This window comes from Luteibacter rhizovicinus, from assembly GCF_004342265.1.
Taxonomy (GTDB): domain Bacteria; phylum Pseudomonadota; class Gammaproteobacteria; order Xanthomonadales; family Rhodanobacteraceae; genus Luteibacter; species Luteibacter rhizovicinus_B.
Genome location: NZ_SMCS01000001.1, coordinates 422,507 through 446,557, shown reverse-complemented (window position 1 = coordinate 446,557; position 24,051 = coordinate 422,507). Strand labels below are relative to the sequence as shown.

Annotated in this window: 26 protein-coding genes, 1 tRNA gene and 1 other RNA gene; 8 read left to right on the top strand and 20 right to left on the bottom strand. The window is 64.5% G+C overall.

Features of this window, described 5'->3' with window-relative positions; translation table 11 throughout:
- The 10 genes from mltG to EC912_RS02035 form a co-directional block, all read right to left on the bottom strand.
- Positions 1-1,029, bottom strand: a complete 1,029-nt coding sequence (gene mltG / locus EC912_RS02080; protein WP_132141473.1) for an endolytic transglycosylase MltG — start codon at positions 1,027-1,029, stop codon at positions 1-3.
- Positions 1,026-1,874, bottom strand: coding sequence for an aminodeoxychorismate lyase (pabC, locus tag EC912_RS02075; RefSeq protein WP_132141472.1), 849 nt, complete (start codon positions 1,872-1,874; stop codon positions 1,026-1,028). The genes mltG and pabC overlap by 4 nt, the downstream gene beginning before the upstream one ends.
- Complete coding sequence (locus EC912_RS02070; RefSeq protein WP_132141471.1) at positions 1,871-3,220, bottom strand: aminodeoxychorismate synthase component I; 1,350 nt, start codon at positions 3,218-3,220, stop codon at positions 1,871-1,873. The genes pabC and EC912_RS02070 overlap by 4 nt, the downstream gene beginning before the upstream one ends.
- Positions 3,221-3,227: 7 nt before the next feature.
- Positions 3,228-4,517 (bottom strand): beta-ketoacyl-ACP synthase II, encoded by a 1,290-nt coding sequence (gene fabF / locus EC912_RS02065; RefSeq protein ID WP_132141470.1) that lies wholly within the window; start codon positions 4,515-4,517, stop codon positions 3,228-3,230.
- 151 nt (positions 4,518-4,668) lie between these two features.
- Positions 4,669-4,908 (bottom strand): acyl carrier protein, encoded by a 240-nt coding sequence (gene acpP, locus EC912_RS02060; protein ID WP_132141469.1) that lies wholly within the window; start codon positions 4,906-4,908, stop codon positions 4,669-4,671.
- Positions 4,909-5,115: 207 nt separating this feature from the next.
- Positions 5,116-5,856 carry a 3-oxoacyl-ACP reductase FabG gene (fabG, locus tag EC912_RS02055; RefSeq protein ID WP_132141468.1) on the bottom strand — a complete coding sequence of 247 codons (741 nt, stop codon included), beginning with the start codon at positions 5,854-5,856 and terminating at the stop codon, positions 5,116-5,118.
- A 31-nt stretch (positions 5,857-5,887) separates the two neighbouring features.
- A complete protein-coding gene (gene fabD, locus EC912_RS02050) occupies positions 5,888-6,838 on the bottom strand; it encodes an ACP S-malonyltransferase (RefSeq protein WP_132141467.1) in 951 nt (316 codons plus the stop codon).
- 213 nt (positions 6,839-7,051) lie between these two features.
- Entirely contained in the window at positions 7,052-8,020 is a 969-nt protein-coding gene (locus EC912_RS02045; protein ID WP_132141466.1) for a beta-ketoacyl-ACP synthase III, read from the bottom strand.
- 140 nt (positions 8,021-8,160) lie between these two features.
- Positions 8,161-8,355: a 50S ribosomal protein L32 gene (gene rpmF, locus EC912_RS02040; protein WP_132141465.1), complete on the bottom strand. Its 195-nt coding sequence runs from the start codon at positions 8,353-8,355 to the stop codon at positions 8,161-8,163.
- 20 nt (positions 8,356-8,375) lie between these two features.
- Positions 8,376-8,765, bottom strand: a complete 390-nt coding sequence (locus tag EC912_RS02035; protein WP_343136907.1) for a YceD family protein — start codon at positions 8,763-8,765, stop codon at positions 8,376-8,378.
- A 286-nt stretch (positions 8,766-9,051) separates the two neighbouring features.
- Between EC912_RS02035 and EC912_RS19485 the strand changes: the two genes are divergently transcribed.
- Entirely contained in the window at positions 9,052-9,498 is a 447-nt protein-coding gene (locus EC912_RS19485) for a hypothetical protein (RefSeq protein WP_132141464.1), read from the top strand.
- Position 9,499: 1 nt separating this feature from the next.
- Positions 9,500-10,084 carry a Maf family protein gene (locus EC912_RS02025; protein WP_132141463.1) on the top strand — a complete coding sequence of 195 codons (585 nt, stop codon included), beginning with the start codon at positions 9,500-9,502 and terminating at the stop codon, positions 10,082-10,084.
- 3 nt (positions 10,085-10,087) lie between these two features.
- Here EC912_RS02025 and EC912_RS02020 read toward each other — a convergent pair whose 3' ends face one another.
- Complete coding sequence (locus EC912_RS02020) at positions 10,088-11,680, bottom strand: ArnT family glycosyltransferase (protein ID WP_165973472.1); 1,593 nt, start codon at positions 11,678-11,680, stop codon at positions 10,088-10,090.
- Between the two features lie 32 nt (positions 11,681-11,712).
- Between EC912_RS02020 and EC912_RS02015 the strand changes: the two genes are divergently transcribed.
- Genes EC912_RS02015 through EC912_RS02000 form a run of 4 tightly spaced genes read left to right on the top strand, consistent with a single transcriptional unit; the run spans position 11,713 to position 16,251 of the window.
- On the top strand, positions 11,713-12,654 hold the full coding sequence (locus tag EC912_RS02015; protein WP_132141461.1) for an AAA family ATPase: 942 nt from the start codon (positions 11,713-11,715) through the stop codon (positions 12,652-12,654).
- Positions 12,654-13,616, top strand: coding sequence for a DUF58 domain-containing protein (locus EC912_RS02010; protein ID WP_243649102.1), 963 nt, complete (start codon positions 12,654-12,656; stop codon positions 13,614-13,616). The genes EC912_RS02015 and EC912_RS02010 overlap by 1 nt, the downstream gene beginning before the upstream one ends.
- Complete coding sequence (locus EC912_RS02005) at positions 13,613-15,604, top strand: transglutaminase TgpA family protein (RefSeq protein ID WP_132141460.1); 1,992 nt, start codon at positions 13,613-13,615, stop codon at positions 15,602-15,604. The genes EC912_RS02010 and EC912_RS02005 overlap by 4 nt, the downstream gene beginning before the upstream one ends.
- Positions 15,605-15,651: 47 nt before the next feature.
- Positions 15,652-16,251: a Slp family lipoprotein gene (locus tag EC912_RS02000; protein ID WP_132141459.1), complete on the top strand. Its 600-nt coding sequence runs from the start codon at positions 15,652-15,654 to the stop codon at positions 16,249-16,251.
- Positions 16,252-16,301: 50 nt separating this feature from the next.
- Here EC912_RS02000 and EC912_RS01995 read toward each other — a convergent pair whose 3' ends face one another.
- The 8 genes from EC912_RS01995 to EC912_RS01960 form a co-directional block, all read right to left on the bottom strand.
- Positions 16,302-16,646 (bottom strand): histidine triad nucleotide-binding protein, encoded by a 345-nt coding sequence (locus tag EC912_RS01995; protein ID WP_132141458.1) that lies wholly within the window; start codon positions 16,644-16,646, stop codon positions 16,302-16,304.
- Positions 16,647-16,668: 22 nt separating this feature from the next.
- Positions 16,669-17,271 carry a recombination mediator RecR gene (gene recR / locus EC912_RS01990; protein WP_132141457.1) on the bottom strand — a complete coding sequence of 201 codons (603 nt, stop codon included), beginning with the start codon at positions 17,269-17,271 and terminating at the stop codon, positions 16,669-16,671.
- 7 nt (positions 17,272-17,278) lie between these two features.
- Entirely contained in the window at positions 17,279-17,602 is a 324-nt protein-coding gene (locus EC912_RS01985) for a YbaB/EbfC family nucleoid-associated protein (protein WP_132141456.1), read from the bottom strand.
- A complete protein-coding gene (gene dnaX / locus EC912_RS01980; RefSeq protein ID WP_132141455.1) occupies positions 17,599-19,296 on the bottom strand; it encodes a DNA polymerase III subunit gamma/tau in 1,698 nt (565 codons plus the stop codon). The genes EC912_RS01985 and dnaX overlap by 4 nt, the downstream gene beginning before the upstream one ends.
- Before the next feature lie 112 nt (positions 19,297-19,408).
- An RNA gene (ffs, locus tag EC912_RS01975) (signal recognition particle sRNA small type) lies at positions 19,409-19,505 on the bottom strand.
- A gap of 80 nt (positions 19,506-19,585) precedes the next feature.
- Positions 19,586-19,675 (bottom strand) — tRNA-Ser (locus EC912_RS01970).
- 89 nt (positions 19,676-19,764) lie between these two features.
- Entirely contained in the window at positions 19,765-20,523 is a 759-nt protein-coding gene (locus tag EC912_RS01965; RefSeq protein ID WP_132141454.1) for an MBL fold metallo-hydrolase, read from the bottom strand.
- On the bottom strand, positions 20,520-21,242 hold the full coding sequence (locus tag EC912_RS01960; RefSeq protein ID WP_132141453.1) for a 3-deoxy-D-manno-octulosonic acid kinase: 723 nt from the start codon (positions 21,240-21,242) through the stop codon (positions 20,520-20,522). The genes EC912_RS01965 and EC912_RS01960 overlap by 4 nt, the downstream gene beginning before the upstream one ends.
- A gap of 48 nt (positions 21,243-21,290) precedes the next feature.
- Between EC912_RS01960 and EC912_RS01955 the strand changes: the two genes are divergently transcribed.
- A complete protein-coding gene (locus tag EC912_RS01955; RefSeq protein WP_243649101.1) occupies positions 21,291-22,370 on the top strand; it encodes a glycosyltransferase family 9 protein in 1,080 nt (359 codons plus the stop codon).
- On the opposite strand, the gene EC912_RS01950 is transcribed toward EC912_RS01955, so the two are convergent.
- Positions 22,367-22,783 carry a DUF6165 family protein gene (locus EC912_RS01950; protein WP_132141452.1) on the bottom strand — a complete coding sequence of 139 codons (417 nt, stop codon included), beginning with the start codon at positions 22,781-22,783 and terminating at the stop codon, positions 22,367-22,369. The two genes, EC912_RS01955 and EC912_RS01950, sit on opposite strands and share 4 nt — an antisense overlap.
- A 134-nt stretch (positions 22,784-22,917) precedes the next feature.
- On the opposite strand from EC912_RS01950, the gene EC912_RS01945 reads away from it, so the two are divergent.
- A complete protein-coding gene (locus EC912_RS01945; RefSeq protein WP_165973471.1) occupies positions 22,918-24,027 on the top strand; it encodes an FAD-dependent oxidoreductase in 1,110 nt (369 codons plus the stop codon).
- Positions 24,028-24,051: the final 24 nt, after the last annotated feature.

Genomic DNA, 24,051 nt, shown 5'->3' with positions numbered 1-24,051 from the left:
TCACTGGCAACGCTTCAGCTGAAAACAGGCGACCGCCCGATTGTGCTCGTCGAGCGTCGATGAGAACACATGACTGCCATCGCCGCGCGCGACGAAATAAAGTTCGGTGCCGTCGACGGGGTGCAGCGCCGCCTCGATGGCGGCCCGGCCCGGCAAAGCGATCGGCGTCGGCGGAAGGCCGAAGCGCGTATAGGTGTTGTAAGGCGTATCGGTGGTCAGGTCGCGTTTGCGCACATTACCCTCGTACGCGGCGCCCATGCCGTAGATCACCGTCGGATCGGTCTGCAGCATCATATGCAGGCGAAGCCTGCGCATGAATACGCCGGCGATGCGCGGACGCTCGTCCGCCCGTCCCGTTTCCTTCTCGACGATGGACGCCATGATCAGCGCCTCGTAGGACGTGGCCAGCGGCAGATCCGGCGCCCGCTTTTCCCATGCACTGTCGAGGGTCTTCGTCATCGCGGCATAAGCCCGCTTGAAGATGCCGGACTCCGTGTCGCCTTTCACGTACGCATAGGTTTCGGGAAGGAAGCGGCCTTCCGGCTGCTCGCCTTCGGCGCCCACCAGCTTCATGACCGCGTCGTCGTCGAGACCGGCCGTGTCGTGCGCGATCGTGTCCACGGTGGCGAGCATGCGACGCATGTCCGCGAACGTCCAGCCATCGACAATCGTGACGTTACGCTGCATGACCTTGCCCGTCGCCATGTTCGACAGGAGGTCGCGCGGCGTCATGCCCGGCACCAGCGCGAATTCGCCCGCATGCAACCGGCCGGAGACGTGCATCTGGAACGACAGCAGACGCCAGTACAGCGGCGAGGCATCCGAGACGTCGCGCTGCCTCAGCTGCCGGACGATGTCCTTGAAGGAAGCGCCGCGCGCCACGTCGATACTCTGACCCTGCGCCGCAATGGACAGCGGCGCACCCCCGAAGCGATGCCAGTCGTAACCGACCCAGGTGCCGACAGCCACCATGCCCAACACGACTACCACGATGAGGACACGCCAGACGGCGATGCCGCGTACTTTCATTCGTTCGATTCCTGCGTTACACCCGGCAACGGCAGGCCAAGATCGCACCAGTGCGCCTGCAATCGACGCGTGATGGGTCCAGTCCGCCACTCGCGGGCATCTGAAACCCGGACGGGGAGAATGCCCCGAACAGCCGACGTGAGGAAGACCTCATCGGCCTCATGCAGTCGAGCCGGGTTCAGACGGGACACGGTTGCGCCCGTCAGCGCGAGGATTTCCGCGCGCGCGACGCCGGCCACGCCGCAGGCATCGACCGGCGGCGTCACCAGCTCGCCGTCGAAAACGGCGAACAGGTTTGCCGCCGTGGCGCATACGACGTGCCCATCCGTATCGAGCATCAGACCTTCGCCCCATGTGTCGCCGGTCCATTCGGATCGTGCAAGCACCTGTTCCAGGCGATTGAGATGTTTCATGCCGGCAAGTGCCGGCTGCAAGGCCAGCCGGGTTTCGCACAGCCGGACCGCGATGCCATCGCGATAGGCCGCGGCGGACGGTAACGCGGACCGCTGCGCGCTCATCGCGACAGTGGGGTGCTGAAATTCGGGCATGGCATAACCGCGAGCGCCCTCGCCGCGACTCAACGTCAGGCGCAACGTGGCATCGCCCCAGCCATCGATAAGCTGGTGTATCCAGCCCAGCAGATGATTGGCGTCGGGCACCGGCATGCGTAACCGTGCACAACCCTCGCTCAGCCGATGCACATGACGCGCCCATAGCGGAACACGCCCGTCGACGATGCGCAGCGTTTCAAACAGACCGTCGCCGTACATGAAACCGCGATCGCGTACGGATATCGTGTCGACCGCACGGCCGTCGACCGACAGACGCGGCGCGTCGTCGCTCATGCCGTTCCACCGAACACGCGAAGCAGACCGCGCGCCTTGGCGCGTGTTTCGGCCAGTTCGCGCTCCGGCACCGAATCCGTCACGATGCCGGCGCCCGCGCGCCAGGACACGCGATCGCCTTCGACCGTGAAAGTTCGGATCAGGATATTGAGATCCATGTCGCCATTCCGGTCGAGATATCCCAGCGCGCCAGTATAGGCACCGCGCGGCACGCCCTCGATGGCGCCGATGATTTCCATGCAGCGCACCTTGGGGCAACCGGTGATGGTGCCGCCGGGGAACGTCGCCGCGACGACTTGCCCGGGCGTGACGTCCGCGCGTGCCCTGCCCCGGACGTTCGACACGATGTGGTGAACGTGCGCGTAGCTTTCCACGACCATCAACTCGTCGACCTCCACGGTGCCCGGCACGCAGACGCGTCCGAGATCGTTGCGCTCGAGATCGATCAGCATGACGTGCTCGGCACGCTCTTTGGGATGCGCGGTGAGTTCGCGGATGCGGGCATCGTGATCGTCGCCGTCGACGCGGGGACGCGTTCCCGCGATGGGCCGTGTCTGCAGCATGCCGCGTCGCGATTCGACCAGCCGTTCGGGCGACGAACTGACGACGGACCATCCCGCACCTTGCAGCATGCCGGCGAACGGCGCCGGATTGGCGGCACGCAAGGCCATCATCAGGGACGACGGCGAGGGATCGCCGGCGAACGATGCCGTCCACTGCCGGGACAGGTTCACCTGGAAAACATCGCCCGCACGCAGGTGTTCGTGAATGCGTAGCACGCCGTCGAGGAAAGCATCCGGCGCGTCTTCGTCGATCTGTTTTGGAACGTCCAGCGGCGCCGGCAAGCTGGCAGCCGAGAGGTCGGCTTCCATCCGGTCGAGCCACGCCTCCTGCCCTTCCTCGGCCACCAGAATCGTCGTTTCGCTGACGTGGTCGACCAGGATCGCGGCGGGACAGCGCAGTGCCAGCGCCACCGGCAACTTGCCGCGGGCAACGGGGAGCTTCAGCGAAGGCTCGATCTGACCCACAAGTTCATAGGCAAGATAGATCGCCCAGCCGCCATGGAATGGCAGATCGTCATCCGTGGGCGCGGTGCGTTCGTCCCGCCACGCACGATCCAGCGCGTCGAGAAACGTGCCGTCGACCGTGGCGCCATGCGCGTCGCGCAACCGTCCATCGCTGGCCACGCTCAGCGACTCACCGGCATGCGCAAGCAGCATGTCGTAGCGCGCCTGCTTCGTGCCGCGCGTCGCACTGGCTAGCAGGCAGGGATAGCGTTCCGGATATGACGCGGCCGGCGCGAGGAGATCGCGCCGGCCGGTCAGTACTCGCGTGATGAAGCTCAAGCGTCGATCAGACGCGCTTGAACGCGAGCGTTCCGTTGGTGCCGCCGAAACCGAACGAGTTCGATACGACGACGTCGAGCTTTGCCTGGCGCGCTTCGTTGGGCACCAGATCGAGGCCGAGCACAGCTACTTCGGGATCGACGTCGACGAGATTCATCGTCGGCGGAATCACGCCGTCGCGCAGAGCCATCACCGAGAAGATCGCCTCGACGCCACCCGCCGCACCGAGCAGATGCCCCGTGACCGACTTGGTCGAGCTGACCTTGAGACCGTCTTTTGCCTTGGCGTGATCACCAAAAACATTGGCGATCGCGCGCGCTTCGCCGCGATCGCCGACCGGCGTGGACGTACCGTGGGCGTTCACGTACTGCACGCCAGACGCATCGAGATGCGCATCGTGCAGGGCATTACGCATGGCCAGTTCCGCACCGTCGCCGCTCGGAGCGGTGATGTGATATGCGTCGCCGCTCATACCAAAGCCGATGATTTCGGCAAGGATGTTGGCACCGCGCGCCTTGGCGAACTCATACTCTTCAAGCATGAGCATGCCGGCGCCGTTGGACAGCAGGAAGCCGTCGCGGCCGGTATCCCACGGACGGCTGGCATGCTTGGGATCGTCGTTGCGCGTCGACATCGCCTTGGCCGAGCAGAAGCCCGCCATGGCCGTCGGCGTGGTCGCGAATTCGGCACCGCCCGCGAGCATCGCATCGGCATCGCCGTACTGGATCAGGCGCATAGCCATGCCGATGTTGTGCGCAGCCGTGGTGCATGCCGAGACGAGCGCGATGTTCGGCCCCTTCATCCCGTGATAAATCGACAAGTTGCCGGCGATCATGTTGATGATCGAGCTCGGCACGTAGAACGGCGAAACCTTGCGCGGACCCTTTTCGGCCAATTCGATCGCCGTGGCTTCGATGGTGTGCAGGCCACCGATACCGGCGCCCGCGGCCACACCGATGCGACCGGCGTTCTCGTCCGTCACCACCAGGCCCGACTGACGGAACGCATGCGTGCCCGCGACGATGCCGTAGTGGATGAATGGATCCATCCGCTTGAAATCTTTGCCAATCGAGCGCAGCTCATCCTCGGGAGCGTTCACACCCTGGAAATAAGCTGTAACGGGATCGAATCCCTGTACCTCGCCCGCAATGCGGGTAGCGTACGCGCTGGCGTCGAAAGCGGTGACAGGGCCGATGCCACTGACGCCATTGACGACGTTATTCCAGGCGGTGGCGACATCGTTGCCGACCGGCGACACGATACCCATGCCGGTCACTACCACACGTCGTTTGCTCATGCGTCTAAATCCTTCCTAGTAACTCGGTAACCATACGCGAGCGCAGGTTACAGTTTGCAGAAACGAAAACTGCGCCTTATGGCGCAGCTTCCGTGTCGCTGAGGAATCGAAACCGGCCACGCCAGTCCGACTCCCAGGAGGGCATCAGCCCTTAGGCCTTGACGTGAGCCTTGACGTAATCGACGGCCTGCTGGACCGTGGTGATCTTCTCGGCTTCTTCATCCGGGATTTCGCATTCGAACTCTTCCTCGAGCGCCATGACCAGCTCGACGGTGTCCAGCGAATCTGCGCCCAGATCGTCCACGAACGATGCGTTCGTCGTGACCTCTTCTTCCTTGACGCCCAGCTGCTCGACGACGATTTTCTTGACGCGTTCTTCGATGGTGCTCATGTTGCAAATACCTCCCGAGGGAAAAAGCCGGCGGCATTGTAGTGGCTAACCGTAAAGGCCGCCAACGCCACCGATCCAAAGTAACCGCCCCGACCATCAGGTCGACGCGAAATGACGATTGTCTCCTAAAACCGGGCGGCTGGCGACTACCCCCGGCAAACCTGAACGAACCTGTCGTCCGGCCCACCCGGCGCCAACCCACGGCTTTTACGGCATGTACATGCCGCCGTTCACGTGCATTGTCTCGCCCGTGATGTACTTGGCCGCCGGCGATGCCAGGAAGGCCACCGCCTCGGCAATATCCTGCGCCTCACCCAATGTGCCAAGGGCAATCTGACCCAGCAGCGCCGCGCGCTGCTCTTCGGGCAGCGCACGGGTCATGTCGGTATCGATGAAGCCCGGGGCCACCACGTTGACGGTGATGCCGCGCGAGCCGATTTCGCGGGCCAGCGATTTGGAGAAGGCAATGATGCCCGCCTTCGCGGCGGCGTAGTTCGCCTGCCCCGGATTGCCGATCAGGCCGACGACCGACGCAATGGAGATGATCCGGCCCTTGCGCGCCTTCATCATGCCGCGCATCACCGCCTTGGACGTACGGAAGACCGAGGTCAGGTTCGTCTCGATGATCGCGTTCCAGTCGTCTTCCTTCATGCGCATCAGCAACTGGTCGCGCGTAATGCCCGCGTTGTTGACCAGGATCGACACGCTGCCGAACTCTTTCGCGATACCGTCGATCAGTGCCTCGATCGTCGCGGGGTCCGTGACGTCGAGCACGCGGCCGTGACCGCCGTTCGCCGCAAGACGCTCGCCGATGGCGGCGGCACCGTTTTCGGTGGTCGCCGTTCCGATCACCGTGGCGCCCCGCGCCGCGAGCGTTTCCGCGATGGCCGCGCCGATACCGCGACTGGCACCCGTAACGAGCGCGATTTCACCCTTGAGAGAGCTCATGTGTCTTCCTGATTAATTGAGAAAGGCGCGCTCAGGCGGCCCATTCGGAACGGACGGCGTCGAGTTCCGACGGCGAACCGATCGGCCGCGCGTCGACGGACTTGTCGATGCGCTTGATTAGACCCGACAGGACCTTGCCCGGACCGCATTCGGCGGCACGGGTAATGCCAGCCGCGGCCAGCGCCTGTACGCATTCGGTCCAGCGAACCGGAAGATAGAGCTGACGCTGCAACGCGGAGCGAATGTCGTCCACGCTGTCGTATATACGTGCTTCGGCATTCTGCACGACGGGAATCGAAGGCAGCTGCCAGGCGATGGAGCGCATGCGCTCGCCGAGCTCGTCGGACGCATCGCGCATCAATGCGCAGTGCGACGGCACGGAGACGGCAAGCTTGATGGCCTTCTTCACACCCAGCTCGGCAAGACGTGCGAGCGCGCGATCCACGGCCGCGACATCGCCCGCGATTACCAGCTGGCCCGGCGAGTTGTAGTTAGCCGGAGCCACGACCTGCCCCTGCGCCACTTCCGCGCAAACCTCGGCAATCTGGGCATCGTCGCCGCCAAGAATGGCCGCCATCGCACCCGTGCCCGGCGGGACCGCGGCCTGCATCAGACGACCGCGCGCTGCCACGAGCGCGGCGGCATCGTGCAGCGAGAGCGCATCGGCACAGACCAACGCGCTGTATTCGCCAAGGCTATGACCGGAAAGGAGGGCTGGGCGCGGACCGCCCGTCGCCATCCAGACGCGCCATACGGCGACGCTGGCCGCCAGCAAGGCCGGCTGTGTGTTCTCGGTGCTGTTGAGCGACGCCTCGGGACCTTCCTGGCTCATCGACCACAGGTCGACACCCGCACCCTTCGAGGCCTCGTCGAACGTGGCACGAACCACGTCGTGGGCCGCGGCGAGATCGGCAAGCATGCCGACCGACTGCGAACCCTGGCCGGGGAATACGAAGGCGAGCGAGGAAACGGATGAGGTCATTGGGCAGTCGCTGGAGAGCGGAAACCGCGAATGGTGCCAGCATGGTGGCGCGTCGTCACCATTCGTGAGCGTGTGGTGGGGGTTTACGGATACCCCGAACAACCCTCACCGTCGCCCCCTGCGCAGGCAGGTGCCCAGAGCGGCGCAGTGAGTTTTCGCGATAGCACCGCGATGCGGCATGAGGCGGTTATGACGCCGCCTCGTCGTGTCTATTTAGTAACGCAGAAGCGCCGAGGCCCACGTAAATCCACCACCGAATGCTTCCAGCAGCAGGTTCTGGCCACGCTGGACCTTGCCCGAACGCACGGCGTAATCCAGCGCCAGCGGCACCGAACCAGCGGACGTGTTGGCATGCTTGTCGACAGTGACGATGACGCGATCCATCGACATGTTCAGGCGCTTGGCCGTTGCCTCGATGATGCGCAGGTTGGCCTGATGCGGAATGAGCCAGTCGATTTCCGACTCCTGCATACCCGCGGCCGCGAGCGTCTCTTCCACGAGGGAATCCAGCGTCTTCACGGCGACCTTGAACACTTCGCGGCCGCTCATGTTGATGCGGACGCCATGGTTCGGCTCGTCCTTGAAACCGGCCGACACACCCACCGGATTGAACAGCAGGTGCTTGAACCCGCCATCGGCATGCAGGCGCGTTGCCAGGATGCCCGGCTCGTCGGAGGCTTCGAGCACCACCGCGCCAGCGCCATCGCCGAACAGGACGCAGGTCTCGCGCTCGGTCCAGTCGACCATGCGCGTCAGCGTTTCGGCGCCGACGACCAGCGCTTTCTTCGACTGCCCGCTACGGATGAAGCTGTTGGCGACACCCAGTGCGTAGACAAAGCCAGAGCAGGCGGCATTGACGTCGAACGCCGCGCAGCCGTTGGCACCCAGGCGATGCTGGATCAGGCAGGCGGTGGACGGAAAGATGATATCGGGGGTGGTCGTACCAAGGACGATCAGGTCGATCTCGGACGCCTTGACGCCAGCGGCTTCAAGCGCGCGTTGCGCGGCCAGAAACGCCAGATCGCCGGTGGTTTCGCCTTCGGCGGCGATATGCCGCTCCCGGATACCGGTGCGCGTACGGATCCACTCGTCGCTCGTGTCGACGAATTTTTCGAGGTCGGCATTGGTGACGACGCGCTCGGGGAGCGCACTGCCGGTGCCGATGATGCGGGCGTATTTCAGAACCGTTTCCCCCTGAATGGGCGGAATGCCTGCACCGCGGACGCAAAGGACGGCGACGCAGGGCCTAAAGCTTCAATCCCTCAAACGCAAAACGGCGCGTTACCGCGCCGCCTGCGTATCCGATCGTCGCAGGCTCGCGATCAATCCTCGACTTCAACCGCACCGCGGGTGTCGATGACCTTCTTACCACGGTAGTAGCCATCCTTCGTCACGTGGTGACGCAGATGAACTTCACCGCTGGTCGGATCGGTCGACAGCTGCACGGTTTGCAGCGCGTCGTGCGAACGACGCATGCCGCGGGTGGACGGGGTTTTGCGGCTCTTGGCAACTGCCATGACTCAATCTCCAGCGAAATCTAACGATTCTTGAGTTCGCGCAGAATCGCGAACGGGTTTGGGGGCGTATCCGACGAATCCTGCTCGGTTTCATCGGGTCCAACAATGTCGTCAGGCAGCTCGGCATCCGGGTTGATCGGAACCAGGGGCAGCACCAACAGCAATTCATCCTCGATCACGGTAACCGGATCGAGTCTTCCGTCTTCCTCGACGAGCAGAGGCTCGTAACCGGGTGGAAGGCCGGATTCTTCATTTTCATTGACGATCAGTCCGAGACGCGTGTCGACATTGACTGTCATCACGAACGGCTCGAGCGAGCGCTGACAGATCAACGTCAACGGCGCCTCGATACGGACGGCGACATAACGGACGTTGAACTCGTCGCGACCGAATTCCAGCTCGTACTTCACATCGCCTTCCGGAGACGCAATGACCTCACCGAGACGGGGAAAACCCGATACGGGAAGGATTCCGGAAAACGAACGCCGCGCCGAAACCATGCGCCAAGCGTCCACGGACGATGGCAGTGTCACGGACATAATCGTGAAATGGTAGGCATGAACATCCCTGAAGTCAACTTGTTAGGGCCGTTCGATGGGCTCGGGAAGCCTCTTTGCCTGAACCGATCCCTTTCGGGCAGACTGGCACGCTATCAGCGAGTGTGCGGCATCGTGCCTGCCGAGGGAAGTCACCCGAGTGTTTTCATATGCAATTTATGCACTTGCGGTGCTCGCGACCTTCGCAGTCGGGCTGGTCGTCTGGCTGGCCGTCCATCACCGTTCGCGACGCCGGCACGGGGCCCTGCAGGATCTGCTCGATCACGCCGACCGCCTGGAAATCGATCTCAAGGACTGCAGAGAACGACTCCAACGCGCCCATGCGGTGATGTCGGTCAGTCCCGACCTGCCCGCCGCGGGCGAGGTCGAGGCCCAGCACGCGCTGGATTCCGGGCTGCGCGCCCTGCTCCAGCAGCGCCTGTGGATTCGCGACAAGGCCCCGGATGCCAGCCAGCGCGAACTCGACGATGCCGTGGACGCTCTCGCCCGCGCCCGCCAGCAACTGGAACCGCGCCTGCGGGCGCTGGACGACGCCCAGCACGCCCTCGACGTCGCCGTGCGCGAACACATTCACCGGGATTTCTAGCATGACCGTTACCCCGCGAGTGCTCCTCGCATCCACGTCGCGCTATCGCGCCGAGCTGCTGCATCGCATCCTTCCCGAGTTCATCCAGGCCGCGCCGGGCACCGACGAATCGCCGCTTCCCGACGAAATGCCGCGCGAACGCGCCCAGCGTCTGGCACTGGCCAAGGCGAAGGCGGCGGCCGCCATCCATCCCGACGCCATTGTCATCGGCTCGGATCAGGTGGCCGATCTCGGTGGACGCGTGCTGGACAAACCCGGCACCGCCGAACGGGCCGTCGAACAGTTGCGGGCCAGCTCGGGACGCGAAGTCGTGGTCCATACGGCGGTCTGCGTTCTCGGCCCCGCCGGATATGCCGGAACCGCCGTCGACGACACCCGGGTGGTCTTCCGGCATCTGTCGGACAGCGATATCGCGCGCTATGTCGAACGCGAGCGCCCGCTGGATTGTGCGGGCAGCTTCAAGTGCGAAGGTCTTGGCATCACACTTTTCGAGCGTATCGAGAACGTCGATCCGACCGCATTGATCGGATTGCCGCTTATCGCGACGGCGAGGTTGCTGCGCGAAGCGGGCGTCGTGCTGCCCTGACCTTCAGTCCGACATCCCCGCCCGCCACGCATTCATCCACACAACGCAATCGTCGGCGGTCATGGGCGGCAGAGCCATCGATGGCACCGTCGCGTCGTAGAACGCGAAGCGTCGCCGCCCTTCGAACAGATCCAGCCGCGCCACCAGAACCGGCGAGGCCACGCGCGAACACAGCGAACCCAACCAGTCGCGCCTCGCACCTTCGCGCATCGAGGTTTCATCCACGGCCAACAGAACGTGATGCCCGGGCGCATCCGCCAGCAAGGCCGCTTCGTCCCTTCGCCAGATGGCAAGTTGCGGCGCACGGCCGTGCTTGTCGTTGAACGGACTGTCCAATACGTAAACGGCCTGCTGCGCGCCAAGCGCGAAACGCAGCTCGGCGCCCAGCATGAAATTGTCGGCGACCAGCAATGCATCCGGCCGTGCCGCGAGCAGCTTTCCGGCTTCGACACCGCTCTCTCGCCAGCCCGTGAAATTGGACGGAAACGCCTTATAACCGGCCAATACGCGCGGACCTTCGGTCGACGCCGCCAGCCCGAGATAACCGAGTCCCGCCGCAAGACCCAGGCCCGCCATAAAAAAAGCGGTGGCGATGACGCGACGCCATGTGCGCGACATCGACCCGGCCAGCATCGGCAGCGCGGCGATCAGCACCAGGTATCCGGGCAGTGGCCAGTGCGCACGGAATCGCACGTCGTCGGCGAATAGCCCCAGCACGAAATACGCGGCGACGAAGGTGATGCCGACAACACCCAGCACGTCCCATCCGGCATGCGCGCGACGGCGCCAGCCCTGCCAGGCCGCCCAGAGCAGCACGACATAAGCCAGCGGCGTACAGGCCATCGCCTGTTCCAGCGGCTGCACCAGCGCACCCGGCTGGAAGCTCCACGGATTACGATCCACCACCTGAAAACCGATACCGACACCATGCTGAGCGGCGTTGAACACGACGATCGGCAGCAGTCCGATCGAAGCGACCAGAAGGGCTCCCCACAGACCGGGCTGGCGCCATTGCGCCCTGCCGCGCGGCGTGACGCAGAGCATGATCAATCCCGCGAGCATCGGCATCGCGGCGCGATAGTGAGTGGCCCAGCACAACGCGAGACCGATACCCAACAGCAGCCAGTCGCGGGCGCGATCGCGGTCCATCGCCGCGCAAAGACCCTGCATGGCGAGCAGGATGCCGAAGGTCAGCGGCACATCGGGCAGCGCCAGCACGCCAAGGCTGCCCGCCAGCGGAAGCAGCAGCGCGCCAAGCGCCGCCTGCCATCCCTGTTCCTGCCCGGCGTAACGAAGCGCAAGCGCACGCACCTGCCAGGGAATCGCGGCGCCGATAAGCAGAAACGGCAAACGCATACCGAAAAGATTGTGTCCGGCAAGCATCTCCCCGATATGGATCAGCCATGCCGTCAATGGCGGAAGGTCGCTATAGCCCCATGCGGGGGCAAGACTTTCCTGCCAGTAAAACGCCTCGTCGCCGAACGGCGACAGGCGGCACGCTATGGCGATCTTCGCGAGCGATACGATGGCGAACAGAACGAGGAATATGCCTCGCCACGTTCGTACGGCCGCCGCTACACTGATCCGATCACGCATTGTCATATGGCCAGGGGGCGCACGCATCGATCATGTCCGCAACGACTCCACTTCGCGATGAAACATTGCACCACCGACTGGAAAGCGCGCTGGCGCAGGTCAATGGCGTCCTTCTGGGCAAACCGCGGCAGGTCAAACTCGCCTTCACCTGCCTGATCGCCGGCGGCCATCTGCTGCTGGAAGACGTGCCCGGTGTCGGCAAGACCACGCTGGCGCATGCGCTCGCGGCAACCTTCGACCTCGAATTCCAGCGGATTCAGTTCACCAGCGATCTGTTGCCGTCGGACATTATCGGGGTCAGCGTATACGAGCGCGAGACGGGACAGTTCCGTTTCCACCCCGGCCCCATCTTCACCAGTCTCCTGCTGGCCGACGAAATCAACCGCGCCACGCCCAAGACCCAGAGCGCCCTGCTCGAAGCCATGGCCGAAGGCCAGACGACCGTGGATGGCCAGACCCACGATCTGCCGCGACCGTTTTTCGTGGTGGCCACCCAGAACCCTCTCGATCTTGCCGGTACGTTTCCGCTGCCGGATTCGCAGCTGGATCGCTTCATGTTGCGGCTGTCCCTCGACTACCCCGATCCCGCCGCCGAACGCGCCCTGCTGACCGGCGCCGATCGACGGGATCTGATGGCGACGCTGGAGCCGCGCCTGGATATCGCGTCCATCGCCGCGTTGCACGTCGCCGCGCAGGCAGTGAAAGCCAGCAGCACCCTGCTCGACTATCTGCAGGCGTTGCTCACCGCCAGCCGCAAACACAGCGATGTACGCGTGGGGCTATCGCCGCGCGCGGGCCTTGCCTTGCTGGCGGCGGCCCGCGCCTGGGCGCTGGTCAGCGGCCGCGACTACGTCATTCCCGAAGACATTCAGACCGTCTTCGTATGCGTCGCCGCGCATCGTCTGGTTCCCGGCAAAGGCAGTCATCGCGAAGCCATTGCCCGCGCCCTCCTCGCCGAGGTGCCGGTGCCCTGATGACGCTGGCCAGTCACTGGCGACGCGTTGTCGCATTGGCCGAGAAGCGCCTGCCTTCGCTGACGCGCATGCGCCAGCGCGAACCCCTGCCCATCCTGCTCAATCGCCGGCGCATCTATATCGTCCCGACCGGGTTCGGTCTGGGCTTTGCCGTGTTGCTGTGCGTGATGCTGGTCGGTGCGCTCAACTATGCGAACAACGCCGCGCTGATCCTCACCTGCCTGCTGGGCGCCGCCAGCGCCGGAAGCATGCTCGTCGCCTTTCGCGTGCTCAACGGCCTGACCATCGGAACATTGCGCGCGGACAGCGCGGTGGCCGGTTCGTCCATTCGCGTGTCGCTGGATATCTCCACGAACGACGAGGCAAGGACCGGCGTGCACCTGGACGTGCACGAACAGCAGCTCGCACTGCAGGTACCGGCGCATGGCGCCGCAACGGCCGAATTCGAACTTCTTACGGAGATGCGTGGCTGGCTCCCGCTGCCACGCATGCGCATTTATACGACCTGGCCGTTAGGCATGTTCCGCGCATGGAGCTGGCTGAACCCCGATCGTCAGGTATTGGTTTATCCGCGTCCCGAGGCGTTTGGACCCCCACCGTTCGAACCGCAGGGCGATGCCGACCGGGGCCGCCCCCGCGTGGGCGATGAGCTGGCCTCGCTGCGCGACTACCGGCCCGGCGATCCGCGCAGGCAGATCGCATGGAAACTCAGCGCACGGCATCACGATCTGCTGGTGAAGGACATGGAGCAGCCCGCGCCCAAGGAAGACTGGCGGCTGGACTGGGACAACATACACGGGCTCGATGCCGAATCGCGCATTTCGCGGCTGGCGCGCTGGATCGACGAAGGCCATCAGGGCGGGCGTCGCTGGAGCCTGCAATTGCCGGATCGTTACTTCGACATTGCCCAGGGCGATGAACATTACCATCGCTGCATGACCGCGCTGGCGTTGCAGCCATGACGCGTTCGCGATTCTCGTTACGCCGCGTCTCGCCCTCCGATCCACCCATTGGCGGACGTTCGTTCGATCTTCTGTGCACGACGATGGCAGCGGTCGTGGCGGTCCATGCACTGCATTTGCCCTGGTGGCTGACCGTTTCGTTGCTGGCGATACTCGCGCTGCGCTGGCGCCAGCGCAGGACACACGCGCGCAATGTATCCGCATGGCTGAAGATTCCGCTGGTCGCCCTGCTGCTCGCCTCGATCGTCGCGACGTACGGATCGATTTTCGGACGCGAGCCGGGAAGCGCATTCGCCGTCGGCCTGCTCGTGCTGAAACTGCTGGAAAGCGAACACCGTCGCGATGCGCGCGTGGGTGTGACGTTCGCCTGCTTCGCACTGATGAGCGCGCTGCTGTTCGACCAGGGCATGTTCGCGACCGCCTTCGTCGCGCTGGCGCTGCTGCCCGCGTTGGCCACGCTGCGTTCGCTGGAGGATGCACGTCCCGAACCGGCGCGTCTGACCGGCGAGTTCTCAGCGCCGCTGCTGATGCTGGCGCTTTCCATACCGCTGGCGCTGTTCGCCTTTCTGTTCGTGCCTCGTCTTTCGTCGCCGTTATGGGGCGCGCCAATGAACAACCAGGCTCGCACGGGCCTGTCCAGCCGCATGTCCCCCGGCGACATGACCGAACTGCTTACCGACGACGCGCCCGCCATGCGCGTGACCTTCGATGGCGGCAAGATGCCCGATCGTCCGGCACGTTATTTCAGGGCTTACGTTCTGTGGATGTTCGACGGCAAGGAATGGCGCGCGGGTGGCGGAGCATACCGGCGCGCGCCTTCGACCCTGGTCCCGGGCAATAACGTCACGTATGAAATTGCGCTCGAAGCAACGCACGAATTCGCCATGCCCGTCCTCGACGCGCCTGTCGCGCCACCGGAAAAGTCCCGCATGCTGCCGGATCGCACGGTGACGGCGAACAATCGCATCGACGAGGTCGTCCGGTACCGCGTCGCCTCGACCACCAGCTACCACTTCGAACCCGAGCTGGACGAGTCGGTAAGGCATATGGCCCTCCAACTGCCCGATGATGTAGGACCGAAAGCACGCGCCCTGGCGGCCGATTGGAGAGCACGTTTCGGCAACGACGATGGTTCGATCGCCCTCGCGGCGCTCGGACTTTTCCGGGACGGCGGTTTCAGCTACACGCTCGCGCCACCTCCGCTGGGCCGCGACCGCATCGACGACTTCCTGTTCGATACCCATCAGGGCTACTGCGAGCACTACGCGTCCGCCTTTACCTTCCTGATGCGCGCCGCGGGCATTCCCGCGCGCGTCGTCACCGGTTACCAGGGCGGTTACTGGAATACGCTTGGCAACTACCTGCTCGTTCGTCAGTCCGACGCACACGCATGGAGCGAAATCTGGCTGGCCGGACGCGGATGGGTACGCTACGACCCCACGGGAGCGGTACGGCCGGAGCGCGTCAGCCAGCTGGGCGCAGCCGCCGCGCAACCCGGCGAAAACTCCCTGAGCGGACAATGGCTGCGCGAATTTCGCAACCGCATGGATATCGTCAACCAGTGGTGGGGTCGTGGCGTTATCGGGTTCGACGCGCTACGCCAGCAAGGCTTGCTGCGCCCCTTTGGCATCGCGCGCGCCGACGTGGGCAAGCTCTCGCTGATACTGGTGATAGGTTGCGCGTTGCTGGTGGTCGTCGCACTGACCTGGGCGCTGTTCCGGCCACGCGAAGGCGATGCACTGGATGCGTGGATGCGTCGTCTCGAGGCAAAACTCGCCCGGGCTGGCGTCGCGCGACGGGTCAGCGAAGGTCCGCGTCATTATTTTGCGCGGGCCGCGCGGGCTCTGCCGGGCGATCGGGCGTCCCTGGAGGCGCTTGCCGGACTGTATATACGGTTACGCTATGCCTTTGACGAACCGCCGCCTGAACCGCTACGCGAATTTGGCGGTAAGGTGAGGGAATTCAAACCGCGTCGCGTGGTCAAATAGATCGAAGTGCCGGTAATGTCCGGTGCGGTTCCGCTGGGAGAAATCACATGTCGATGTACAAACCGTTGGCCATTGTTGCGGCGACCATGGCTCTTGGCGCATGCGCTACGGTGCCGCAGCCGCTGCAGGGCCAGTTCAACGACGTTTCCACGGCGGGTGCCCAGCAGGGTGGCGCGCCGGGTGCGAAGGTGCGCTGGGGTGGCGAAATCATCAAGACCGAGCCGGGTCCGCAGCAGACCTGCTTCTTCGTCCTGTCCGAACCGCTGGACAGCGAAGCGCGTCCGACCGCCAGCAAGTCCGATAGCCAGGGCCGTTTCGTGGCCTGCCGCGACGGCTTCTACGATCCGGAAGTGTTTACCCGCGGTCGCGAAATCACCGTCACGGGTACGGTGCACGGCGCGGTGTCGCAGAAAGTCGGCGACTTCGACTATGCCTATCCGCGCGTCGAAGCCGATGTCGTCTACCTGTGGCCCAAGCGCGTACCGGTTACCCGCTATCCGCCAGGTTTTTACGACCCGTTCTGGGGTCCGGGCTTCGGTCCGTCGTGGGGCGGCTACGGCTATGGTCCGTGGGGCGATCCGTTCTGGTACCGTCCGCGCGTGATCGTCGTGCCGCGTCCGGTGGCTCCGCCACCGCGTCCACGCTGATAAAAAAACGCCGGCTCACGCCGGCGTTTTTTTTGCGCTAACGATAGAGATCATCCCGGCGGCCAGTGCATCTGGCGACCCGCGAGAAGATGCACGTGCAGATGGAAGACCGTCTGTCCGCCGTACTCGTTGCAATTGACGACCGTGCGGTAGCCGTCCTTCGCATGGCCTTCGTTTCGCGCATACGCCGCTGCCGCGAGCAGCAATTTGCCGAGGAGTGCCGCATCCGCCGGTGTCGCATCGTCCAGTGTGGCGATGGCGCGCTTCGGAATGAAAAGCACGTGCACCGGGGCCTGTGGATTGAGATCCTGGAATGCCAGGACGTCATCGTCCTCGTAAACGATATCGGCTGGAATCTCGCGCCGGACGATCTTCGCGAAGATGGTGTCGCTCATCGGGTAACTCCTTCGATGATGGTCAGCTCAGCGATTGCCGGCTGCCAAAGGCATGGGCGAGCGTGCCCCGGTCGACGAATTCGAGTTCGCCACCGAGCGGCACGCCGTGGGCCAACCGTGTGGCGCGAATACCCGCGGCGCGCGCAAGCTGCCCCACGTAGTGGGCCGTCGCCTCGCCTTCCACGGTCGGATTCGTCGCGATGATCATTTCCTCGATCTCGCCCTCGCCCAGTCGCTCGGCAAGTAACGGCAGACCGAGTTCGTCGGGACCCAGGCCGTCCAGAGGCGAAAGCCGGCCCAGCAGAACGAAGTAATGGCCGCGAAATCCCGTGGCCTGTTCGATCGCCGCAAGATCGGATGCCGACTCGACCACGCACAGCACCTGCTTGTCGCGGCTGGGACTGGCGCACAACGAACACACCGGCGTCTCGCTGAAATTGCGGCAGCGCGTGCAGTTGCCCACATCGCGCATCGCGGATTCCAGCGCCGAGGCCAGGCGCAGGCCACCTTCCCGCTCGCGTTCGAGCAGGTGGAAGGCCATGCGCTGCGCACTCTTCGCACCCACGCCCGGAAGGCAGCGCAGTGCGTCGATGAGTTCGCCGAGGAGTCGGGAGCCAGTCGTCATGGACTGATCAGAACGGCATCTTGAAACCGGGCGGCAGGTTCAGACCGGAGGTCACACCACCCAGCCGGTTCTTGCTGACTTCCGAAATCTTGTTGACCGCATCGTTCACCGCGGCGGCGGCGAGGTCTTCGGCCATCTCCGGATCGTCCGCGAAAAGCTGGCGATCGATACTGACCTTGCGCACCTCGTGACCACCGGACATCGTCACGGTAACGGCACCGCCGCCGGCGCTGCCGGTGACTTCGAGCTTCGCGATTTCTTCCTGCGCACGCTTCATTTCATCCTGCATGCGCTGGGCCTGCTGCATCAGCTGACCGATCTGACCTTTCACGTTCTTGGCTCCACGGGTTTGATGGATTGCGGAATGACACGCGCATCGAGCTCGCGTACCAGGGTCTGCACGATCGGGTCGTTCTCGATAGCCGCCTCGGCGGCGGCCTGCGCATCGCTGCGCGCCTGCGCCATGCGATGGGCCGGGGTTTCGAGATTACCGTGATCGGCGATGAAACGCAGACGGACGCGACGTCCGAGTGCGACGGTGAGTTTTTCTTCCATCTGACTGGTCAACGGCTCGACCGCCAGATGCAGATGCGACGGCTTCAGCGCCAGCGTCATGCTCTCGCCGTCCAGTTCGCGCAACGACGAGTTCTGCGCCAGCTGACCGATGGGACCGCGAAGACCGGCGCGCTCCACGAGTTCGGCCCAGTCAGGCATGCCATTGGCATCCAGGACGAGAGGCGCGGACGGGCGCGGGGCCGGAGCGGGTGCCGGAGGTTCGACCGGAGCCGCCGCACGCACGGGCGCGGGCGCAGCAGGCCGGGCGACCGGAGCCGGGGCGACGGGAGCGGCGCTTCGAACCGGTGCGGCGGCGGAAGGTGCTTGCCCCGTCGGCGCAGGAGTGGCCGAACGCGTCGCCGGCGGGACCGGGGAAGCGGACGAACCGCCGTCCGCTGGACGAAACGCCAGCATGCGCAGCAAGGCCATCTCGAAACCGATGCGCGCATCCGGCGCCTGCGGCAGCTCGCGACGTCCGCTGGTGGCAATCTGGTAATAGAGCTGCACATCTTCCGGCACGATGCGTTCGGCAAGCGCGGCAAGACCTTCGTCGCTTTCCTCGCCCCGATACCCCGGGACGAGCTGCATCAGCTGAACGCGGTGAAGCACGGTCGCCAGGTCGTCGAGCACGCCACCGAAATCCGGCGAGAACGAAGCGATACGATCGCACTCGGCCATCAGGCCCGGACCGTCGCCCGACGCCAGCGCGTCGAGCAGGCCAAGGACCTGCCCACGCTCGACACTGCCGAGCATGGCGCGCACATCCGATGCGCGAAGCGCGCCGCCGCCATAGGCGATGGCCTGGTCGAGCAACGACAACGCATCGCGCAGCGAACCGTCCGCCGCATGCGCAAGCTCGCCGATGGCCTCGCCTTCGAACTCGATGCCTTCCGCACCGAGGATGTGGCGCATCTGTCCGGATATCTGCTCGGGCAACAGGCGCTTGAGGTTGAACTTCAGGCAACGCGACAGCACCGTGACCGGCAGCTTCTGCGGATCGGTGGTCGCCAGCAGGAACTTCACATGCGGAGGCGGTTCTTCCAGCGTCTTCAGCAGCGCGTTGAACGCCGGCTTGGACAGCATGTGCACCTCATCGACGAGGTAAACCTTGAAGCGTCCGCGCGAGGGTGCGTACTGCGCGTTCTCGATCACTTCGCGCACATCGTCGACGCCCGTGTTGCTCGCCGCATCGATTTCCAGCAGATCGACGAAGCGCCCGGCGTCGACGGCCGTGCAGACCGCGCATTCGCCGCACGGATCGGCCGACTCGCCACGCTCGCAATTGAGCGACTTGGCGAAGATGCGCGCGATGGTGGTCTTGCCGACACCGCGCGTACCCGTGAACAGGTAGGCGTGATGCATGCGACCGGATTCGAGCGCATTGGTAAGTGCGCGGACGACATGTTCCTGGCCCACGAGTTCGGCGAACTTGCGAGGGCGCCACTTTCGTGCGAGGACCTGATAGGACATGCGTGGATACCTTGGGGCGACAGGGGATTGTGCCAAGGTGCGCCGGGTCGCGGTAGCTTGCGTTTCCGGCGGCAAGGTGATCCGCCGTTCCGGACCCCGGAAAAAGTGGCGGCCCTGCCAGCCACACCCCGGCACCCGAGTCGTCTACTACCGTTGCTTCCTTCCGGACCTGGCGGAGTTTGCAGACTATCGTCGCGGGGGGACCGACAGGGCCACCATAAGACGTGATTCTTTCTAAACGGCTGTTTTGCTGCGCATCGCGGACATTACAGGTCGCGGACTGCAAAACTGGCGGAGAGAGCGGGATTCGAACCCGCGATACGTTTTACCGTATACACACTTTCCAGGCGTGCTCCTTCAACCACTCGGACACCTCTCCACACCGGTACTACCTTCTTCACCGGCATCCTGGTCCGGCAAAGAAGCGGAAGGATAACGTCAGCGCGACATTCAGACAAGCGGCGAGGCTCAACCTGCGCCGGGACGCGGGGGTGCGGGCGGCGGCAAAGCGATGCGTTCGCCGGTATGGGCCACGCGATAGCCACGAGCCGCCAGATCCCGGCCATCGGCCTCGCTGCCGTAGTGGTAAAGAACCATGCGGTCGCGGAACGCCTGCGCGTACTCGCGCTCCAGATCGTCCACGCCGCTGTGAGACGGATTGCCGATCAGCCCGCAATCATGCGCGATGACCTCGCTGCCGGCGCCGAGCAATGCCAGGGCCTCGGGTACCGGACGGGTATCGCCCGTATAGACGAGGCTTCCGCCGAGCGCGAGACCGTACGAAGTGCCCTGCACGTGATGGCGCGTGGCGAAAACATCGAACCAGACCCCCTCGTGCCAGAAACCCCGCGTACAGGGAATCAGCCGGAAGGCTTCCCAATAGTTCACACCGCCCTCCGCCAGGACGCCGGGATAGTCGGCCACCCTGCCCTGCAGCCAGGGCACCAGTGCGGCATGCACGTAGATGCGCGTCTTCCCGCGAAGGTTTTCGTCGAACCACAGCCGGAAAAACAGCCGTTCCATACCCGCCACGTGATCCATGTGGATATGCGTGATGTACAGCGCGCGGGGCGGTTCGCCGTAGGCGGCGATGTAACGGTCCAGCGTGTCCGGCCCGCAGTCGATCAGCAGCGACGGTTTGCCATCGCGCTCGACGACCGCGGCGGACGAGCCCAGCTCGACCGCATGCGCTGCCCCGGTGCCGAGAAAATGCAGATGCCAGTTCATGCCGCGTATGCCTGTTCGTAATGATCGACAAGGACGGGCCAGAGTTTGTCCTCGAACGAGGCCAGCTTACCCGCGCCCAGCTTAAGCAGCGATCGATGCAGGCGCGCGAGATTCGCCCGCCGCCAGCCTTCCGCGGGCGTCCTCAACCGTCCGCGATCGAAGTCGATCAGGTACAGGCCTGCTTCGTTGACGAGGATATTGTGGGCATTCAGATCGGCATGCCAGGCGCCCTGGCGATGGAATCGCGCCACCAGCTCGCCCACCCGCGACGCCAGGGCGGCGTCGAAATCGCCCGACGCCAGGCACTCGGCCAGCGTCGTCGCAGCGGGAATCTTCAGGGTGATCAGGTCCGCGGTATAGCGCAGGCCATGCCGGACATACCGCGAGGCCAGCGGCGGCGACACAGGGAGGCCGCGACGCTGCAGCTCGGCCAGCAGGCGGAATTCGCGGACACTGCGACTTCTGTCACGGCCCGTCCACAGATAACGGTCGCCAAATAGTTTCGCGACCAGCCCGCCGCGCCGATAATGGCGCAGGGCGGCCTCGCCGGCCGGCGTGTCGATGAACGCCACGCCGCCACGGCCGCCGGGCTGCATGCGCAATCCACCGCGCGCGCGCCAGTAATCGGCCAGGAACCATTGGCCGTCGACTTGTGGGGCGAGGGCCCCGTCGAACAGAATCGTTCCGACGGAGTCCTCGTGGATTCGTTCGTCTGTCATCGCTTTCGGTCGCCCTTCGCGGCCATTCCACCGGATATCCATCAGATCGTGAGCAGTCTACCAAGCCGTCCGCTTCCTTCGGGCGAATCCAGCATCTGCATCCTGCGGACCTCCGCCATCGGCGATGTCACGCATGTGGTGCCGCTGATACGCACGCTTAAGGAAAAGGCGCCCCGCGTGTCCATTACGTGGATCGTCGGGAAGCTGGAGCAACGGCTGGTGGGCGACCTGCCCGGCGTCGAGTTCGTCATGTTCGACAAAGGCAAAGGACGCGAAGGCATGCGGGCGGTGCGCCAGGCACTGGCCGGCCGCCGGTTCGACGCCTTGCTGCATATGCAGGTGGCCCTGCGTTCGAACCTGCTGAGCCTGGGGGTCAGCGCCGACCGTCGCATCGGTTACGATCGTGCCCGTTCCAAAGATCTGCACGGCCTGTTCGTCAACGAACGGATTCCCGCACGCAGCGGCGAACACGTACTGGACGCCTTCGGCAGCTTCATCGAACCGCTGGGTATGCGTCAGACGGACGTTGCCTGGGACATTCCCGTTCCCGACGATGCCCACGCCTGGGCGCACGAACAATTGCCGGGCGACGCGCCCACCCTGCTCGTCAGCCCCACGTCCAGCCACGAATTGCGCAACTGGCGTCCGGAGCGTTATGCGGCGGTGATCGATCATGCGATGGCGCGCGGTCTGCGCGTGGCGCTGGTCGGCGGCCCATCCTCCGGCGAACGCGCCATGGCGGACGCCGTGCTGGCCGCAGCCACGTCGACGCCGATGGACCTGACCGGCAAGGACACCCTGAAGCGTTTCATGGCTCTGCTGGGCCGCACCGCCATGATCCTGACCCCCGACTCGGGACCGATGCACATGGCCAACGCCGCGGGGGTGAAGGTGCTGGGCCTGCACGCGGCCAGCAACCCGCATCGCTCGGGGCCGTATTCGGACCGGCGCTGGTGCGTGAACAAATACGACGAAGCCTCGCGCCGCTTCCTGGGTAAGCCGGCAGCGGATATCGCCTGGGGAACGAAGATCGAGAAACCCGGCGTCATGGACCTGATCGCCGTGGACGAGGTGATCGACCGGCTCGAAGCCTGCACCGATCACCTCGGTCTGTCGCTAAGCGGTTAGACGCTCGGCGCGCTGCCGCTCGAACGGTAGTCCTGATAAGACTTCTCTTCGACCAGTTGCGAACCCAGCGCAAGATTGATCTCGCGTTTCACGGCGGCGCGCACGTCGTTTTCGAAGTAGACCGCCCGGGCCAGCTCGATGAATTCCTTGTCGAATGCCTGCGCACGCTCCTTCAGGCGGATCCGGTCCTCGATATCCCAAAGACGTTCGTTGACCTCGCGCAGGCGCTTCCATTCGTCGGTGATATCCGTGTCCGAAGCACGGTCGTTCGCCCATGTGGCGTTCAGCAGATCGAGTTCGTTGCGCACGTTGGCGAGCTTCGCCTCGTCCTTGATCTGGACGGACTTGATCTCGAGGATCGTGATCTTGTCGATGAGTTCCCCGTAGGACACGGGAACCTGGATGAGACTCATGGTTTTATCTCCGGAACGGTCAGCCGCGCGAGGTTAGCAGGTTGGCCGTTGCGCGACGATCCGGTCCGGCTCCTACACATCGGCGCAACATCGCGCGGTGGAGGCTGTGCGCCAGCCATGCCGGAGGTGCGTCCGTGTCCGACCCTTCATTCCTGATCGCCGGCGCCGGCCCCACCGGCCTCGCCGCCGCCCTTTTCCTCAAACGGCGCGGTATCACGGCACGCCTTGTCGACAAAGCAGAGCAACCGGCGGCGCACTCCCGCGCCCTGGTCGTCAACCCGCGCACACTGGACATGCTCAAAAGCTCCGGCGTCACCGACCGGATGCTTGCCGAGGGCCGACCGGTTTCGGGCCTGACCTTCTACGATCATTGGAAACGTATCGCGTCGTTCGACACCAGCGCCATTCATCCGCGCTATCAGCTCAACGTGATTTCGCAGGAGCGCAGCGAAGCGTTGCTGGCCGAGGCACTGGCGACGTATGGCATCCATGCCGAACGCTCCACGACAGCGTCGGTCAAGGGACAGGACGAACACGTCCATGTCGAACTCACGCATGGCGACGGGCGGACGGAGCAGATCGACGTCGATGGCCTGTTCGCCGCCGACGGCGCGCGCAGCACGATACGCGAAAACCTAGGCATTCCGTTTCCGGGCACGTCGTTTCCCGAAGCATGGCCTCTGTTCGACATCGAAATGGAAACATCGCTCGCGCTCGATCGCGCGCACGTCTGCTTCCTTCCCGAAGGTCTTATTTTCATGCTCGCGCTGGACGCACGCGTATGGCGAGTGATCGCCAGCTTTCCCAACCCGCTCGATCACCTGCCGAACGGGTCGCGCGCAGGCGACACCGTATGGTCTTCCTCGTTCCACATCGCCCATCGCATCGCGGAAACCTGCGCCATCGGTCGCGTTGCACTCGGTGGCGACGCCGCGCACATCCATTCGCCCATCGGCGCGCGCGGCATGAATCTCGGCATCGAGGACGGCTATGCCTTCGCACTGCGCATGGCCGATACGTCCATCGATCTTCCCGCGCGATTCGCTCGCTATGGCACCGAGCGTCATGCCATACATGTCGATGTCGTACGTCGCGTGCGCATGGTCACGACGCTGGCGCGTGGCGGCACGGGCGCACTACGCCTGATCCGTCGCTATGGCATTCCCCTGATCGTCGAAATCGCACCGATGAGACATCTGCTACTGGGTACGGCAGCGGGACTGGATCATCCCCAGCCGATCTGAGACGGGACGAGATGTGTCCGCCGC

Excerpts from the sequence above, each read along its gene's own strand:
- EC912_RS02005 (WP_132141460.1), top strand. The coding sequence starts at position 13,613 with ATGACGCGTTCGCGATTCTCGTTACGCCGCGTCTCGCCCTCCGATCCA.
- fabD (WP_132141467.1), bottom strand. The coding sequence starts at position 6,838 with ATGACCTCATCCGTTTCCTCGCTCGCCTTCGTATTCCCCGGCCAGGGT.
- fabF (WP_132141470.1), bottom strand. The coding sequence starts at position 4,517 with ATGAGCAAACGACGTGTGGTAGTGACCGGCATGGGTATCGTGTCGCCG.
- EC912_RS02025 (WP_132141463.1), top strand. The coding sequence starts at position 9,500 with ATGACCGTTACCCCGCGAGTGCTCCTCGCATCCACGTCGCGCTATCGC.
- pabC (WP_132141472.1), bottom strand. The coding sequence starts at position 1,874 with ATGAGCGACGACGCGCCGCGTCTGTCGGTCGACGGCCGTGCGGTCGAC.
- dnaX (WP_132141455.1), bottom strand. The coding sequence starts at position 19,296 with ATGTCCTATCAGGTCCTCGCACGAAAGTGGCGCCCTCGCAAGTTCGCC.
- rpmF (WP_132141465.1), bottom strand. The coding sequence starts at position 8,355 with ATGGCAGTTGCCAAGAGCCGCAAAACCCCGTCCACCCGCGGCATGCGT.
- recR (WP_132141457.1), bottom strand. The coding sequence starts at position 17,271 with ATGACGACTGGCTCCCGACTCCTCGGCGAACTCATCGACGCACTGCGC.
- fabG (WP_132141468.1), bottom strand. The coding sequence starts at position 5,856 with ATGAGCTCTCTCAAGGGTGAAATCGCGCTCGTTACGGGTGCCAGTCGC.
- EC912_RS02015 (WP_132141461.1), top strand. The coding sequence starts at position 11,713 with ATGTCCGCAACGACTCCACTTCGCGATGAAACATTGCACCACCGACTG.
- EC912_RS02020 (WP_165973472.1), bottom strand. The coding sequence starts at position 11,680 with ATGCGTGATCGGATCAGTGTAGCGGCGGCCGTACGAACGTGGCGAGGC.
- EC912_RS01995 (WP_132141458.1), bottom strand. The coding sequence starts at position 16,646 with ATGAGCGACACCATCTTCGCGAAGATCGTCCGGCGCGAGATTCCAGCC.
- EC912_RS01960 (WP_132141453.1), bottom strand. The coding sequence starts at position 21,242 with ATGACAGACGAACGAATCCACGAGGACTCCGTCGGAACGATTCTGTTC.
- EC912_RS01950 (WP_132141452.1), bottom strand. The coding sequence starts at position 22,783 with ATGAGTCTCATCCAGGTTCCCGTGTCCTACGGGGAACTCATCGACAAG.
- EC912_RS01965 (WP_132141454.1), bottom strand. The coding sequence starts at position 20,523 with ATGAACTGGCATCTGCATTTTCTCGGCACCGGGGCAGCGCATGCGGTC.
- EC912_RS02010 (WP_243649102.1), top strand. The coding sequence starts at position 12,654 with ATGACGCTGGCCAGTCACTGGCGACGCGTTGTCGCATTGGCCGAGAAG.
- EC912_RS02000 (WP_132141459.1), top strand. The coding sequence starts at position 15,652 with ATGTCGATGTACAAACCGTTGGCCATTGTTGCGGCGACCATGGCTCTT.
- acpP (WP_132141469.1), bottom strand. The coding sequence starts at position 4,908 with ATGAGCACCATCGAAGAACGCGTCAAGAAAATCGTCGTCGAGCAGCTG.
- mltG (WP_132141473.1), bottom strand. The coding sequence starts at position 1,029 with ATGAAAGTACGCGGCATCGCCGTCTGGCGTGTCCTCATCGTGGTAGTC.